General features: G+C 32.0%; 7 protein-coding genes. 5 read left to right on the forward strand and 2 right to left on the reverse strand.

The genetic code is table 11. From position 1 onward, the window contains the following. Positions 1 to 38 precede the first annotated feature (38 nt). Positions 39 to 1,496 carry a BglG family transcription antiterminator gene (locus AN960_RS12125; RefSeq protein ID WP_056471619.1) on the reverse strand — a complete coding sequence of 486 codons (1,458 nt, stop codon included), beginning with the start codon at positions 1,494 to 1,496 and terminating at the stop codon, positions 39 to 41. A gap of 259 nt (positions 1,497 to 1,755) precedes the next feature. On the opposite strand from AN960_RS12125, the gene AN960_RS12130 reads away from it, so the two are divergent. Together AN960_RS12130 and AN960_RS12135 are read left to right on the forward strand one after the other, a co-directional pair. After that, positions 1,756 to 2,469, forward strand: coding sequence for a WxL domain-containing protein (locus AN960_RS12130; RefSeq protein ID WP_056471622.1), 714 nt, complete (start codon positions 1,756 to 1,758; stop codon positions 2,467 to 2,469). A gap of 128 nt (positions 2,470 to 2,597) precedes the next feature. Continuing rightward, positions 2,598 to 3,638 (forward strand): WxLIP family cell surface protein, encoded by a 1,041-nt coding sequence (locus tag AN960_RS12135; RefSeq protein WP_056471623.1) that lies wholly within the window; start codon positions 2,598 to 2,600, stop codon positions 3,636 to 3,638. A 115-nt stretch (positions 3,639 to 3,753) separates the two neighbouring features. Here the strand turns inward: AN960_RS12135 and AN960_RS12140 are convergent, their stop codons facing one another. After that, on the reverse strand, positions 3,754 to 4,656 hold the full coding sequence (locus tag AN960_RS12140) for a LysR family transcriptional regulator (protein WP_056471624.1): 903 nt from the start codon (positions 4,654 to 4,656) through the stop codon (positions 3,754 to 3,756). A 324-nt stretch (positions 4,657 to 4,980) separates the two neighbouring features. Between AN960_RS12140 and AN960_RS12145 the strand changes: the two genes are divergently transcribed. The 3 genes from AN960_RS12145 to AN960_RS12155 all read left to right on the forward strand — a co-directional run bounded on the left by AN960_RS12145 (position 4,981) and on the right by AN960_RS12155 (position 15,259). Beyond that, positions 4,981 to 6,237 carry a helix-turn-helix domain-containing protein gene (locus AN960_RS12145; RefSeq protein ID WP_056471625.1) on the forward strand — a complete coding sequence of 419 codons (1,257 nt, stop codon included), beginning with the start codon at positions 4,981 to 4,983 and terminating at the stop codon, positions 6,235 to 6,237. Positions 6,238 to 6,568: 331 nt separating this feature from the next. Next, positions 6,569 to 10,735 carry a S8 family serine peptidase gene (locus AN960_RS12150; RefSeq protein ID WP_056471626.1) on the forward strand — a complete coding sequence of 1,389 codons (4,167 nt, stop codon included), beginning with the start codon at positions 6,569 to 6,571 and terminating at the stop codon, positions 10,733 to 10,735. Between the two features lie 384 nt (positions 10,736 to 11,119). Continuing rightward, positions 11,120 to 15,259 carry a S8 family serine peptidase gene (locus AN960_RS12155; protein WP_056471627.1) on the forward strand — a complete coding sequence of 1,380 codons (4,140 nt, stop codon included), beginning with the start codon at positions 11,120 to 11,122 and terminating at the stop codon, positions 15,257 to 15,259. The last annotated feature ends 33 nt before the right edge of the window (positions 15,260 to 15,292 follow it).

Raw genomic sequence — 15,292 nt, forward strand, 5'->3', positions numbered from 1 at the left:
AAAATATAAAAAAAGTAAGGCGATCGTGCCTTACTTTTTTATGTCGAGTGTGAATTTAAGAAATTTGAAATTTGATCAATATCTCTTTCAGTAAGTACAGGATCAATTGTAATGACAGGATGAATGATTTCTCCTTCAAGTAAGAAATCAGAAATAACTAATTCAATGTTTAGTTCATTTATAATTGTTGATTCAAACTCACCTATTTTAGGACGAATAAAATCAATTTTATGACCAAAAGCAGTAACCAATTTCGTTTCAATATAACGATGAACTCCTGGACCATTACTTGTTAATAATAAAACCTTTTTCCTTGAAGATGATAAATTAATTTTGGAAGCTTGAATATTTAATGTAGCTTTTGCAATCCGATCTCTTGTAATTTCAGGATAAGAATATTTTTTAGTCCAGATTTGTAAGGCATCTGATACATTTCCATATAACTCAGGATACTGATTTTGAACATATCGGTCGATTGAATAGGATGGTTCCTTTATATCGATCGAGTTAAAAATTAGAAAGTTCCTCTTAAATTGGTCTTGAAATGTGTAAAGAAATTCTTCGTCTTCATTTAGAGATATACCTGTCTTTTCCTCTAATATTTCGATTAAATTGTGAAGTTCCTTATAATATTGTGTTTTTTGATTTCGATATAAGTAAAAAAATTCATTTTTTTCCATATTATCAAAACTGTGAAAAGGAAGCGTTGACATTAATAAAGAGAACGCAATTCGTTCATTCATTGAAATATGATGTTTATATTGATGATCTAATTGATCACAAATTTCATTAGAAATCTTAAAAAATACAGAATCTAAAATTTTATTTATCGATTGATTAGTTAGTTCAATTTGCATTTTTTTATCTATTCTATATAACATTGTTCCAAGCAAATAGACGTACTTTTTAGTTGTTGAAGGATATAAAAATAATTTGAATTTTTCTGTAGTGGCTATAACAATTTCTTTAATATCTTGGAATGTAAATGATTCTATTGGCCATTCTTGATTTGAATGAGCGTATAAAGCATCAAGAATATCACGGCATAATAGGCGAATTTCAAATTCTCTTCCTACTATTTCAAGTGGGCCACGTTTTAATTTTAGATGATAGGCCCCCAATAATTCTTCAACTCGGTCTAGTATAGAATAGACAGCAGGTTGTTGTATAAAAAGAGCGTTTGCTAATTCTGCTATAGTAGTAATTTGTTTAAATTGTATGAGCATAATGACTTGAAAACTCAATGAGTTTTTTACATAAATTGAACGAATTTGATTAATTGATGAAGAAATTGGTTTATTAATATAAATTCCTTTACCTTTGATTGTTTCTATTTGCCATCCTTTAGGCAAGCTCGAATTAATTGCCTGTAAATCATTTCGTATTGTTTTTTCAGTACATAATAACTCACTTGCTAATTCTCCTGTTTTAAACCACTTATCCTGTTTACTTAAAATATTGATTATTTGTAATTTCCGTTTAGTTGATTTATCCATTCAATATCCCCATAAATTTTGTCCATTTTATTACTATTATTGCTACTAATGTTCTGTCTTAATTCAGAAAAAAATTTATTTCACAGAACGAGAAGCACCTATTAATGCGTTTTTTTGTGTTAAATGTGAAATTTTTTTGAAGACAAAGTATTATTTTTACCTAAACCAAAGGTAAAAAACATCATGGGAATCACTTTATTACAACGATATAATGACATCGTTGAAACAAAAAAATAAATTTTTAGAGGAGTAAAGTGAAATGAAAATTACAAAACTCGCACTTGTTAGTGTTATTGGGATGTCATCATTAGTAGGAACTGCACACACAACTTTTGCGGAGGTATCGTCCGTAGGTAATTCAAAGGGATCAATTACATTTGTTGCTGGTACTGGTCCAGTTACACCTGTTGATCCAACAAATCCAATTGAACCATTAGAACCATCAGGTCCTACTGATCCAAAAGATCCTCCAACTGGGAATGCTGGTTCATTAACATTAGATTATGTTTCATCAGTTGACTTCGGGGTAAATGAGATTTCAAATAAAACAGAAACCTATTCGGCTAAATCTAAAAAGCCATTTATTCAAGTGTCAGATCGCCGTGGAACAGGGGAAGGTTGGTCAGTAACTGCTAAAGCAAGTAAATTTACAAATGGAACAGCAGATTCTCTTCCTGGTGCAGTCATTACATTAAAAAATGGTTCCGTAATCTCTTTAAGTACAAGTGGCTCTCCGGTAGCAACTGAAACAATTGCCTTAAATACAGATGGAAGTACAGCATCATCTGTTGTTTCCGCATCACAAGGAAATGGTTATGGTACATGGGTAACTCGTTGGCTTGGACCAAACCCGGAAGTGAATGATGGGGCATTAAATGATAATGTCACTTTGACGATACCGGCAGGCTCAGCAACAATTGGTAATCATGAGGCAACTATTACGTGGACATTAACGGATGCACCGGGTTTATAGTAGTTAATTTGAAAAATAACAATTAATGGAATGGACTTTATATTATATTCAACCTACTAGATGAAGCATCATTAAATCTCTTATAGTGAAAATGATATAAAGTCTCTATTTTCTAAAGGGGAATATAAATGGATTTTATACGTCAAAAATTATTGCTAATTTTTTCTGCTATTCTGTTAACTTTATCGTTCATCCCTCTATCTGTAAAAGCAGAGAATAATATCGACTTTTCTGTAAAAGCAATCATTCCGACAAATCAAATTGATCATCTGAAATCTTATTTTGATTTAAAAATGAGTCCAGGACAAAAACAGGATCTTAAAATTGAAGTCTTTAATAATAGTAAAAAAGAAGAAACAATTCAAGCGAATATTACTTTTGCAACGACTAATGATAATGGACTGATTGATTACTCTAAATCGAATAGTAAAGATGCAGATCAATCTTTAAAGTATCCACTAACTAGCTTAATAAAAGAACCTCAAAAAGAAGTTGTTATTCCATCAGGTAAATCAAAGGTAGTGTCATTTTCGATTACAATGCCGGAAGAAGAATATAATGGAGTTATATTAGGAGCAGCCCACTTTAAGAAAAAGATTGATGAGTCTGAAAAAAGTTCCAAAAGTGAGAGCATTAATATAAAAAATGAATATGCATATGTGGTTGGAATAAAATTATCGGAAAACAGTAAGGAAGTCGAGCCGGATCTACATTTGCTTGATATTAAACCTAAATTAGTAAATTATCGAACAACAATTGCTGCGACAATCCAAAATAGTGAATCTTCTATTGCGAAGGATATGAGTATAGATGCGCAAATCTTTAAGAAAGGTTCCAATAAAGTTTTATATAATTCGAAAAAAACTGAGATGAGCATGGCACCTAACTCAAATTTTGATTACGCAATCGATTTAAATAATAATCCAATTGAACCAGGGAAATACAGATTAAAGATGAAAGCGATCATCGGAACTCAAGTATGGGAATGGGATGAGTTATTTACGATTGGTAAAGAAGCAACAGATTTGAATAATAAAGCAGTTGAAATAAAAAATAATCATTATTGGTATTATATCGGAGGCGGATTATTACTTTTAGTAGGAATCATTGGCTTAATTGTTTTCCTAAAAAGAAAGAAGGAAAAAGAACAATCGAATGATAATGAATGATTTTTGAAAGAGTGAATTGGATTAATCAGATGCATTAAGTAATTAATCTTAAAGTGAAAGATATATTGATAAAATAAAAAGGCTCATTTCTACATTTGAAATGTTGCCTTTTTTATTAAGATGAAATGATTTCAGTTTTCAAGAAATTGATAAATTGTTTTTCAACTTTCGATAATTTTTTCTTTTTTGAAGTGATTACCCCAAGTTCTGAGTTCACAGGTTCGTAATCTACGAGATCAATTTCAACGAGTTCACCATTCGATAAATATGGATGATTTTTTAATGAAAAATTTGGTCCCCATGTTATAGCATTTCCATTTAAAATTGCTCGTAATAACTCTTCAAGATGGTTGGAAGAAAATAAAATATCTAATTTTCCAATATTATGTTGGAAGTTATTTGTAAACCATCTTATATAGTCACCGTTATATAGAACGAATTTTTGCTGAAGAATTTCTTCAGGAGTTATTTTTTTCGAGATGGCAAAAGGGGAATCTTTTTTTGCATATACTTTCATCATTCCAGGTACTAATCCTTCGTAATGAAATTCTTCTAATTCTTTCATAATGCCTTCGTAAAGACAGATGATTCCTATATTTACTTGATTTTTTTTAACAATTTCAATTGTACGTTCAGTAGTGTTTTCTAATATGTCTATGTGCAAATTTGAATGTTGGTTTTTAAAATCAACTAACGGTGTTAATAAGTAATTAATAAAAGCAGGTACCATGGAAACTCTAAGTTCACTGAGTTGGGTATCTTTACTTTTCTGTGCTATTTCTTTTAATTCTGCGTATTTTAGGAGTACTTCTTGTGATTTTTCCACGATTTGTACCCCATCCACTGTTAATCTTGCCCCTAATCTAGATCGATTGAAGATTTTTATTCCTAGCTCTTCTTCTATTTTAGTAATCGCTTGACTTATACCGGATTGACTTACATGAAGATTTTCTGCAGCGATTGAAATCGACCCCGTTTTAGCGACTTCTACTAAAATCTCTAGTTTTTCTAAATGCATTACATTGACCACCTTTATGCTTTCATACATGAACTAAAACTTTTCCAATATAGATTTTTTATTTCAATTTTTATATTACAAATCGTGAAGTTATATTTAAAAACTGTAAATTTACTTAATCATTTTGCAAATATAGAATTGGGTTTAACTAATAGTATTATTCTATTTTCCGCGATTGAGTCTAATGTAATTGAAAAATAATACGTTCTAATGTTGAATCAAAACATTAGATTTATCAAGTGCTTTCTTATATTTAGAAAAATTTACAATAAATGATACTTTTTTGTTCAATTTGAACGTTGCCTAATATAGAGGAGGCTAAATATGTTAGTTGGAGAAATCATCAAATATTATCGAGAGAAAAAAGGAATTAGTCAGTCTAACTTAGGTGAAGGAATTTGTGGTAAAGCGTATATTAGTAGGTTTGAAAGTGGAAAAGTTACTTTGTCAGAAGAAATTATTTACAAATTGGCTCAAAAGTTAGAAATTGATATAAACAAAGAAATTGAATCATTTTATCTTATAGAGAAGCATTTAAATGAGTGGAATCAAGCAATTATTATGCAAAGAACACCACAGATTGAAGGAGTAAAAGTAGTATTAGATCAAAATCCGTTCATTCTGGCTTCAAAACATGCTGCAAACTATCTGCTATTAAAAGGGAGATATTATCTTCATAAAAATATGTTTACAGAAGCAAAAAATATAATTGATTACGTAGAAAAAGAGTTTCAGACATTATCTAATTATGAGAAGAATGTTCTTCTACACATTAAAGGAATATACTGTATCAGTACATTTAGAACTGCCCACGGTGAAGAATGTCAAACTGCTGTGAACCTTTTAAAACAAATTAAAATAGCAGAGTATAATAATGAAGAGTATTACTATCACTTAGCAGTAGCATATCATCATGCAAAAGCGAAAGTATCCGCATTTACATATGCAAAAAAAGCTCTTCAATTTTTTAATAAAACATATAATCATGTGAGTGCTATGAATGCTCAAATCTTAATGCTAATGCAATTGGACAGTGAAAGAGACATTGACTTTTTAGTGTTAGTAGAAAACTATAAGGATTTGATTCATAATTGTGTCATTTTAGGTGCTCATGAAAGTAAAATAAATATTTTATTTAACTTAGGAGAAGAGTTTTATAAAAGAAAGGAATTTGATCAAGCAGTTAGTTTCTTTGAAGAAGCATTTTTACTAACTGATAAATCATCAATAAAATATTTAAGGCGATTATATCATTTTACTGAAGCATGTTTAGATGCAAAGTTATTGAAAAAAAAGAATCTTTTAGAAAAAATAGAAACAGGGACAAAGTTAGCTAAAAAATCATGTCCAATCTATTTTAATCTGTATAAATTATTAGCTTTGAAAAGTAAAAAAAATTCAAGTCAATATTATCAATTTTTAGCTGAAGTAGTGGTGCCACAGCTTATAGACACTAATAATACCTCATTTTTTGAGCAGTATGGAAAGATCTTATATAATCACTATATCGAGCAAAAAGAATATGAAAAGGCAATTGAAGTAGACAAAAACTTTAAATTGATGCATAAAGCTTTAAATTAAAAGTCTATAGATAACGAGTATTCGTTGTCTATAGACTTTTTTTGTTATAAGTAAATGGAATTTATTTCAAAATATCAAAATTTATAACAAATGTTTATAAACTTCAGACAAGAAAATTGTCGGAATTTGTTCGGGTTATTCTATAAACCATGTGATATAGGGACTCGATAACCCGATTGATAAAAGATTGAAAATTCTCAATAATGAAGTTGAATAAACAGACAAATTGTTTATTTTTTGGGAAATAATCCATATTTTTGTCAAAGTAAGAATATTTTTGTACTTCAATGTAGATTTCTACCTTGTTGTAAATTTTCTAGGAGGAAGAGAAATGGGGAAAAGGACAGAAAAAAAGTTTTTAAAAAGCTTTACCGTTTTAGCTTTAACATCTAGTTTTATTCTTGGTTCACTTGGACAAGTAACTACTAGTACTAAAGCAGCAAGTCCAAGAAATGTAGAAGATATTTTAGCAAACTTAACTTCAGAGCAAAGAGCAGCACTTGAACAGCTTTCGACTAATGAACAATCAGGTCTTCAAATTTCTTCAGATATTAATTTAAACTCAACGGAACAAACAAGTGTTATTGTTGAGTTTGCAAATAAACCTGCTAAAGTTGCTCAAATCGAAGCAAGTGTAGAAGGTAAATCATTAACTGCATCTGAAGCAATAAACTTAGTCGATCAAGATCATGAAACATTTGCTAAAGATGTAGGTCAAGTATTAGAAAATGGCAAAACTAAAAAGGTAGATTATACGATTAATCGTTCATATAAAAATGCCTTTAATGGTGTTTCAATGAGACTACCAGCAAATCAAATTAAAAACCTATTAAAATCAAAAGCTGTAAAAACAGTTTGGAGTAACCAAACATTTTCAATTGATCCTCCTAAGGAAAACGATCAGTTAAAAGCAGATGAAGCAAATGTTGGAAACTATACACCTTATGACGCTTTAGATCGATTACATGCAGAAGGATTTACTGGAAAAGGAATTAAAATAGGGATTTTAGATACAGGTATTGATTATAACCATCCAGATTTGAAAGATGCATATAAAGGTGGATATGATTTCGTAAACAATGATAATGATCCAATGGAGACAACGTATGCAGATTGGAAAAAATCTGGCCAAGCAGAAATTGTGAGTGGCAGTGCATACTATACTGAGCATGGTACACATGTAGCGGGAATCATTGGCGGTCGTGGGAAAGCGAGTAGTGAATATAAAACTATTGGTGCGGCTCCAGAATCGGATATTTATTCTTATAAGGTACTTGGTCCATATGGTAGCGGGACAACTGATGCAATTCTTGCCGGGATTGACAGAGCTGTAAAAGATGGTATGAATGTTATTAATATGTCATTAGGTGCAACGTTAAATGACCCACTATATGCGACTTCAATTGCGGTAAACAATGCCGTATTAAGTGGAGTAACGACAGTTGTTGCAGCAGGGAATAGTGGGGATCAAATGTACACGGTTGGTTCACCTGGTACAGCAGCATTAGCTTTAACAGTTGGTGCTTCATCTATCGCACTTGATATCTATCAATATGCAGGTGTACAAGATGGTAAAAATTATTCATTAAGACAATTAGCAAGAAATTATAAAGATGATTTAACTACATTAAAAGGTAAAACATATCAACTTGTTGATGTTGGACTAGCAAACCCAGCAGATTTTAATGGAAAAGATCTAAACGGTAAGATTGCGTTCATTAAACGTGGTTCGATTGCATTGATAGACAAAATCAAAAATGCAAAAGCAAAAGGCGCTGCTGGAGTTTTAATGTATAACGATGAAACGAATAAAGCAGAAGGTGCAATACAATCATTCCTTGGTGAATCAGTCGATGCGATTCCTGCGTTTTCAGTTTCAAATGATGAAGGTAATACAATCGCTGCTGCAATTAAAGCCGGAAAAACAGACTTTACATTTGGTGATTTCACAAAACTAAAGACTGCTTCAGATGAATTAGCGTCATTTAGCTCTAGAGGTCCATCTCGAGTAAACTATGATATTAAACCGGAAGTAACTGCACCTGGTGTGTCAATCCTTTCAACTGTACCATTCTATGTAAACGACAAAACAGTAGATGGAACAAAATCAGAAGATTACAAGTATGCGTATGAGCGTTTATCAGGTACATCAATGGCAACACCTTATGTAGCTGGGGTATCGGCTTTATTACTACAATCAAATAAAGATTTAAAACCAGAAGATATTAAATCAATCTTAATGAATACAGCAGATACATTATCAAAAGCTTATAGTGTCTTTGAAGAAGGTAGCGGACGAGTAGATGCTTATGAAGCAATCCACTCAAATGTAGAATTAGAAGTAGTTGATAAAACGCCAACAATTATTGATGGAAAACAAAAATCAATTCAAGAATTAACAGGTGGAATGAGCTTTGGTTCATTTGGATTTGATGATCAAGATATTGCTGATTCACGCATTGTTACATTAAAAAACCGTAGCGAAAAAGCAAAAACATTTAATGTAGACGTAAAATTCCAAACTGGCTTAAGAGGTTCTTTAGATGCAGCTAAAAACAATATAACGCTAACAGGCCCTTCATCGGTAAAATTAAACGGAATTAGCCAAAAATCAATTAAATTTAATTTAAACATTCCAAAAACAGCAGATAAAGGCACATATGAAGGATACATCACTTTCACAAATACGGGGGACCCATCAGAAACATATCAAATTCCATTTGGTGGACGTGTAATAAATGAAGGCATTGATTCAGTTGACGCCTTACCAATGTTTTCAACTGATACAGCTTGGCCTGAAAATGCTTGGCCTTTCGAATCGTTTACATTCTCATTAAAATCACATATGAAAACAATAGATATTATTTTACAAGATTCTATTACAGGTGAAGACCTAGGATTAATAGGTTCCTTGAGTCCAATATTATTGAATGAAAATCAAACTTATTATGTTACAAGAGGATTTACTGGATCATATTATCCATTTACTGGTGATTCAAAGAATCCAATTAGCTATCTATCAGCAATTGCACAACCAGGACGCTATAAAATAAAGTTGGTTGGAACAAATGAACAAGGTAAATCATTCACAAAGTCATCTGATTTTATTTACGATTTAGGTGCACCAACTATGACTTCTAGCTTTGATTCATTAGACCAAAAAGTAATTGAAACTAATGATAGTCAATTTGATTCAAATGGACAATTCTTATATGATTTTAACATTCACTTAAATGATCCTGAAACAGAGGAAGCAAATAAACTAGGTTTCCCAGTTGATCAATCAAACAATTCAGTTGTTACGTTTAATAATAGTCCATGGCCAAAAGCACCAATTTATACAGATAAAAATGGAAATTACACTGATAAACTTGTCGTTAGAAAACAAGCTGCACCTTTACAAGTTCAGTTTTATGGTATGGATTATGCAAGAAACACTATAGGAAATGCTTTTAATATGTTAAGAGTTGTTTTTGTGGATCACAATTTACCTTATTACTATTTAAAGGCAAATAAACAAATCGTATCAAATGGAGACACAGTAAATTATAGTGTTCGTTCAAATAATGTTAAAAACTTAAAAACATCTAAAATTACAATACCAGTTGATCCTAACCTAGCTTCAATTGAGAATGTAGTAGTAAATGATGCAGTTAAGCAGTATGGTGATGCGCAAGTTTCTGTAGTTGCTGTTCAAACAAGTCCGTCTAATACGAACTATACAATTACATTCACTTATTTAGGTGACAAAACATTACCAGAAGACTTACAATTATTTAATTTCGACCTTAAAACGGCTAAAAAGTTTACGGATGGACTTTATGGAGGATCTGCTTTCAATTGGTTTACGATGACAGCCTCCACAACTGATCAATCAAATGTAGAGACTAATAATGTTTACTCTTACATGGAAAGTATCAAATATAAACCAACTTATTCAAGATTAGATGGAACAGTACAAGTTGAAGGGGCAAAAGATGCCTCAGGTCAATCTATTTATTCAATTGATTTAAGTAAGGTTGGGGCAAATGTAAAAGTTACTTCTTATGATGGAAAAACAACTGCTACTCCGTCAAGTTTAAACAAGAGTGGTCAGTATATTATTGAAGGACTAAAAGCGGAAGTAAATCCATTTACGTTAACAGTTGATGTACCAGGTCACTTTACGATGAACAAACAAGTTGTATTATCGAATAATGTACGTGGTGAAATAGTTGGAAAAAGATTGGCCTTTAATTTACCAACTGCAGCAGCAGGTGATGTAAACAAAGATAATGTGATCGATATTCTAGATGCATTAGCAGTACAAACATATTGGGGTACTAATAAAGCAACTGCAGATTTTAATTTTGATAAAGTAGTAGATAAAAAAGATATGGATTTCATTGTTAAAAACTTTGGACTAAAAAATCCGACTGTATCAAATGTACCAAAAGCAAAAACTGCTTATAAAGGCGTTACATTAGATGATGTATTAACTCAATTAGGATTACAATAATTTAAAAATTAAGGGAAGTCGAATATCGACTTCCCTTAATTTTTATTAATAAAGAATCTATAGATCAACCAAGAAACTAAATTTTAAATTTTCTCGACGAACTTAATTTATAAAAAAATAAGAAAAACTTATAAAGATATAAGAAAGTTTATAAACTTCTTTTGTGAAAAGTGTCGAATTTTGTAAAAGAAAAGAAGAAACGTTGAAAGAATCTACTCCATATAACCCGATTGTTAATTATTTGAATATTTTTAATAATAAGTAATAGGAAGTGATTATTAGGTTGATGGATTTTTAGAATATAAAAGCTAGAGTTTTAGATTCAAAGTTCCTCTACTATTAATAACTTCATTTTGCGAATCTTACTATAAATGGGGGAAGAGTATGTTAAAGAGAACGAGTAAAAGTAAAATTGCAAAAAGCCTTACAGTAGCTGCGTTATCAACTAGTTTTATTTTAAGTTCTTTAAGTCATGTTTCAAATGTAACGAAAGCAGATGTTGTCTCAAATGCAGAAACGATTTTAGCTAAATTAACTCCAGAACAAAGAGAAGCTCTACAAAAGATTTCAACGACTGATCAATCAGGTCTTTTTCTTGATTCAAATGTAAATCTTAATAGTCCTGAAACTGTTTCGGTAATTGTTTCATTTAAACAAAAACCACAGAAAATTGCTGTATTAGAAGCTGCTTTAAAAGGACAAGCTTTATCAGATTCAGAAGCAGCAAGCAATGCGAATGAAGATCATACTAAGTTTAAATCAGACATAAGTTCTTTATTTAAAACAAAATCTGATGGTTCATATAAAATAAAACGTGAATATAAACATGCATTTAACGGGGTAGCTTTAGAAGTCCCTGCAAATAAACTAAATGATTTAATGAAATCAACAGCTGTACAAGCTATTTATAGCGATGTAACAGTGAAATCGGAGCTTCCGGTTGAAGGGAAAGATTCATCTACAAGTTCAACAGGAAAAGGAATGGCAGATGAGCGTTCTTACTTACAAATTGATAAATTACATCAAGAAGGCTATACAGGTAAAGGAGTAAAAGTAGCTGTTATTGATACAGGTGTTGATTATAACCATCCAGACATTAAAGCCGCATTTAAAGGTGGATACGATTTCGTAGATAATGACAATGATCCAATGGAAACTACTTATGCTGATTATATAAAAGCGGGTAAACCTTATGGAGCTACTGGTGCAGCAAATTACGTAACAGAACATGGAACTCACGTATCAGGTACGATTGTAGGGCAAGGCAAAAATGAAAGTGAAGATGCAACAACTGGTATTGCTCCAGATGCCGATCTTTATGTATATCGTGTATTAGGACCAGGTGGCAGCGGTACAACTGATAATATCATCGCGGGAATTGATCAAGCAGTTGCAGATGGAGTGGACGTTATGAACCTTTCACTAGGTGCAAATTATAATGACCCACTACTTCCTGAAAGTATTGCAATTAATAATGCTGTACTAAATGGAGTTACTGCAGTAGTTGCTGCTGGAAATGCAGGAAATAAGATGTATACGTTAGGTTCACCAGGAACGGCTGGTTTAGCATTAACAGTAGGTGCAAGCAGTGTTCCAATTACGACACTTGGAGGGAAAGGTGCGATCGATAATGTAAATGCATCTTTACTTTTAATGGCAAAAGGCGCTGGGGATGATATTTCAAAATTAAAAGGTGTAACGAATTCGGTTGTAGATGTAAATCTAGGAGAAGCATATTCAGGTAAAGATGTAAAAGGTAAAATTGTTCTAATGAGTCGTGGAACGTATACATTAGATTCTAAAATTGCGGTTGCTAAATCACAAGGAGCTGCAGCAGTTCTTATGTATAATGACAATCCAACTGAAGGACAAATTCCAACCTTCTTAGGCGATGGTGTAAATTTCATTCCAACGTTCTCGCTATCTAACGCAGATGGTCTAGCTTTGAAGCAAAAGCTACAATCAGGATCTGTTAACTTTACATTTACTGACATAGGTGAAGCGAAAACGCAGGGCGATACTTTAGCTGACTTCAGTTCAAGAGGACCTGCAAGATTAACTTATGATATTAAACCAGAAATTACAGCTCCAGGTGTGAGTGTATTATCAACAGTACCAGGTTTTATAAACAATCCAGACAATCCAACAGATTATAAAAAAGCATATCAGCGTATGTCAGGTACATCAATGGCTACTCCATTTACAACAGGGGTTGCAGCATTATTAAAGCAAGCAAACCATAATTTACAACCAGAAGATATCAAAGCGATTTTAATGAATACTGCAGATTCTTTAAGTAAGCCATACAGTGTATTTGAACAAGGTGCAGGACGAATTGATCCATATAATGCAATCCATTCAACGATTGAAATTAAAGTGCAAGAAAAAACACCAACGATCATTAATGGAAAAGAAAAACAAATTAATGAAGAAACAGGGGCACTTAGCTTCGGCAATGTATCATTCGATGGAAATGACTATTCAAATAACCGCACAGTCACTTTAATGAATAGAGGAGAAAAGTCAAAAACATTTGATGTAAAAGTTAATTTCCAATCAAACTTACGTGGTTCAAAGGATGCAGCAGCAAATGGTGTAACTGTTCAAACTCCATCGACAGTTACATTAAAAGGAATTAGCCAAAAGAAAAGAACTATTACTTTAAATATTCCAAAGACAGCTGAAAAAGGAATTTATGAAGGGTATGTAGTGTATACAAACAAAGATAACCCATCAGAAACATATCGCATTCCATTTGGCGTTCACTACGTCGAGCAAGGATTTGATTACTTTAGATTGTATAAACAATCAGTGCCTGAATCGCTTAGTCAAAGTAGTCAAAAATGGAATCGAACTGATGCTGCTAATATTGCCTTAAAATCACATATGAGATCAATTGACGTTGTTATTTCAGATGCAAAAACTGGTAAAGATCTTGGTGTTGTTAGTTCGTATGATGGGGTAGCATTTAATGAAGGTGTAGATATTTCACTTCCTTTCGTCTATTTTGGATTTTACTATCCGTTTACAAATGACCCAGATAATCCAATTGGAACAAGAGATGATCAATTGGTAGTACCAAAAACAGGGCAATATGTATTAAAAATGATTGGTACAGATGATAATGGAAAACAATATACGATTAGTCAAGATTTATTTGTCGATGGTACAAAACCTAAATGGAATATGCATGTGGAGGGGGAAGTACCGGGTAAACAAATTGTTGAGTATAAAGATGGTCAGGATACTTTAGGTGTAACAGCTCAGATTACTGATGATAATGTAGATGTAAAAAAAGCAGCTGGTATGGCTGCAGATCAAACACAAAATCAAATTTACTATTCTTACAACTCTTGGTTACCAAATGGTAACTTGAAGCTAGATAAAGAGGGTAATGCATCCGATGATATTGCGATGTTACCGGACCAAAGTGTTCTAAGTGTTAAATTTGAAGGGATGGACGAAGCAACAAATGGTTATCTTCAAAAACAATACTATTTTGTAAATGAACATACACCATATGTTTCTGTTGAGGCAAATAAACCGACAAAATTTAATGCAGCTTTTGTAAAACCAGGTGAAATTTTAACGATGACATTAAATGCAAATAATGTAAGTAAACTATCGAAAGCAAATTATAAGTTCTCTGATACCCCAGGGACAAAAATTACGAAAATTTCATTGAATTCTGCTGCACAAAAACATGGTGGATCACTAGATGTTAAACAAACTACATCAGGAAGTACAACTTCATCAGATGTTACAGTTAACTTTAACGGAACTTCTGGAGTTGATGGTGATTTACCAATGGTGGATTTAACAATTGAAATTCCTAATCCATTAGATCCGAAAAATGCTTATTCATTTAGCTCAGTTACTTCACAATTTACAGATATAAATAATGTATCAACTAATGTTTTTTCAAATGTTTCGCCAATCTCGATCTTAAATAATCAAACTGAATTCCAAGGATATATTCATGCTCAAGGATTTTTAGATGCAAAAGGCAACTATGATTATGCAAAAGATTACTCAAAAATTTCGCCAACTTTAACCGTAATTGATCGTAATGGAAAAGTAGTCAAAACAAATATAGTCGCGAAAAATGGGTCATTTGATATTACAGGAATAGACCCATCAAAAGATGATTATACATTAATCCAAGATATACCAGGTCATTTTACAACGCGATATTCGAGAATTAACGCTTACTTTGGTTTAGATGACGATGTATACGGTACATCATATAGAGTAGGTACAGAAAGTACTCCTTATGCAACTGCTGGAGATGTAAATAAAGATGATGTAATCGATGTAAATGATGCATTAGCAATCCAAACATATTGGGGAACAAATAAACGTAGTGCAGATATTAACTTCGATGGAACGGTTGACGCGAAAGACCTTGCATTCGTAGAAAAAAATTACTTAATGCAAAATCCTTGGGTTCCAGCACCACCAAAACCAGTTAAAAATTATAAAGGAAGTACATTAGAATCAATTAAGAGTCAATTAGGATTATAATTAAAATGTAAAAGCCTGTTCATATTTTTGGAC

It is taken from the genome of Bacillus sp. FJAT-25509 (assembly GCF_001420605.1).
GTDB lineage: Bacteria > Bacillota > Bacilli > Bacillales > Bacillaceae_G > Gottfriedia.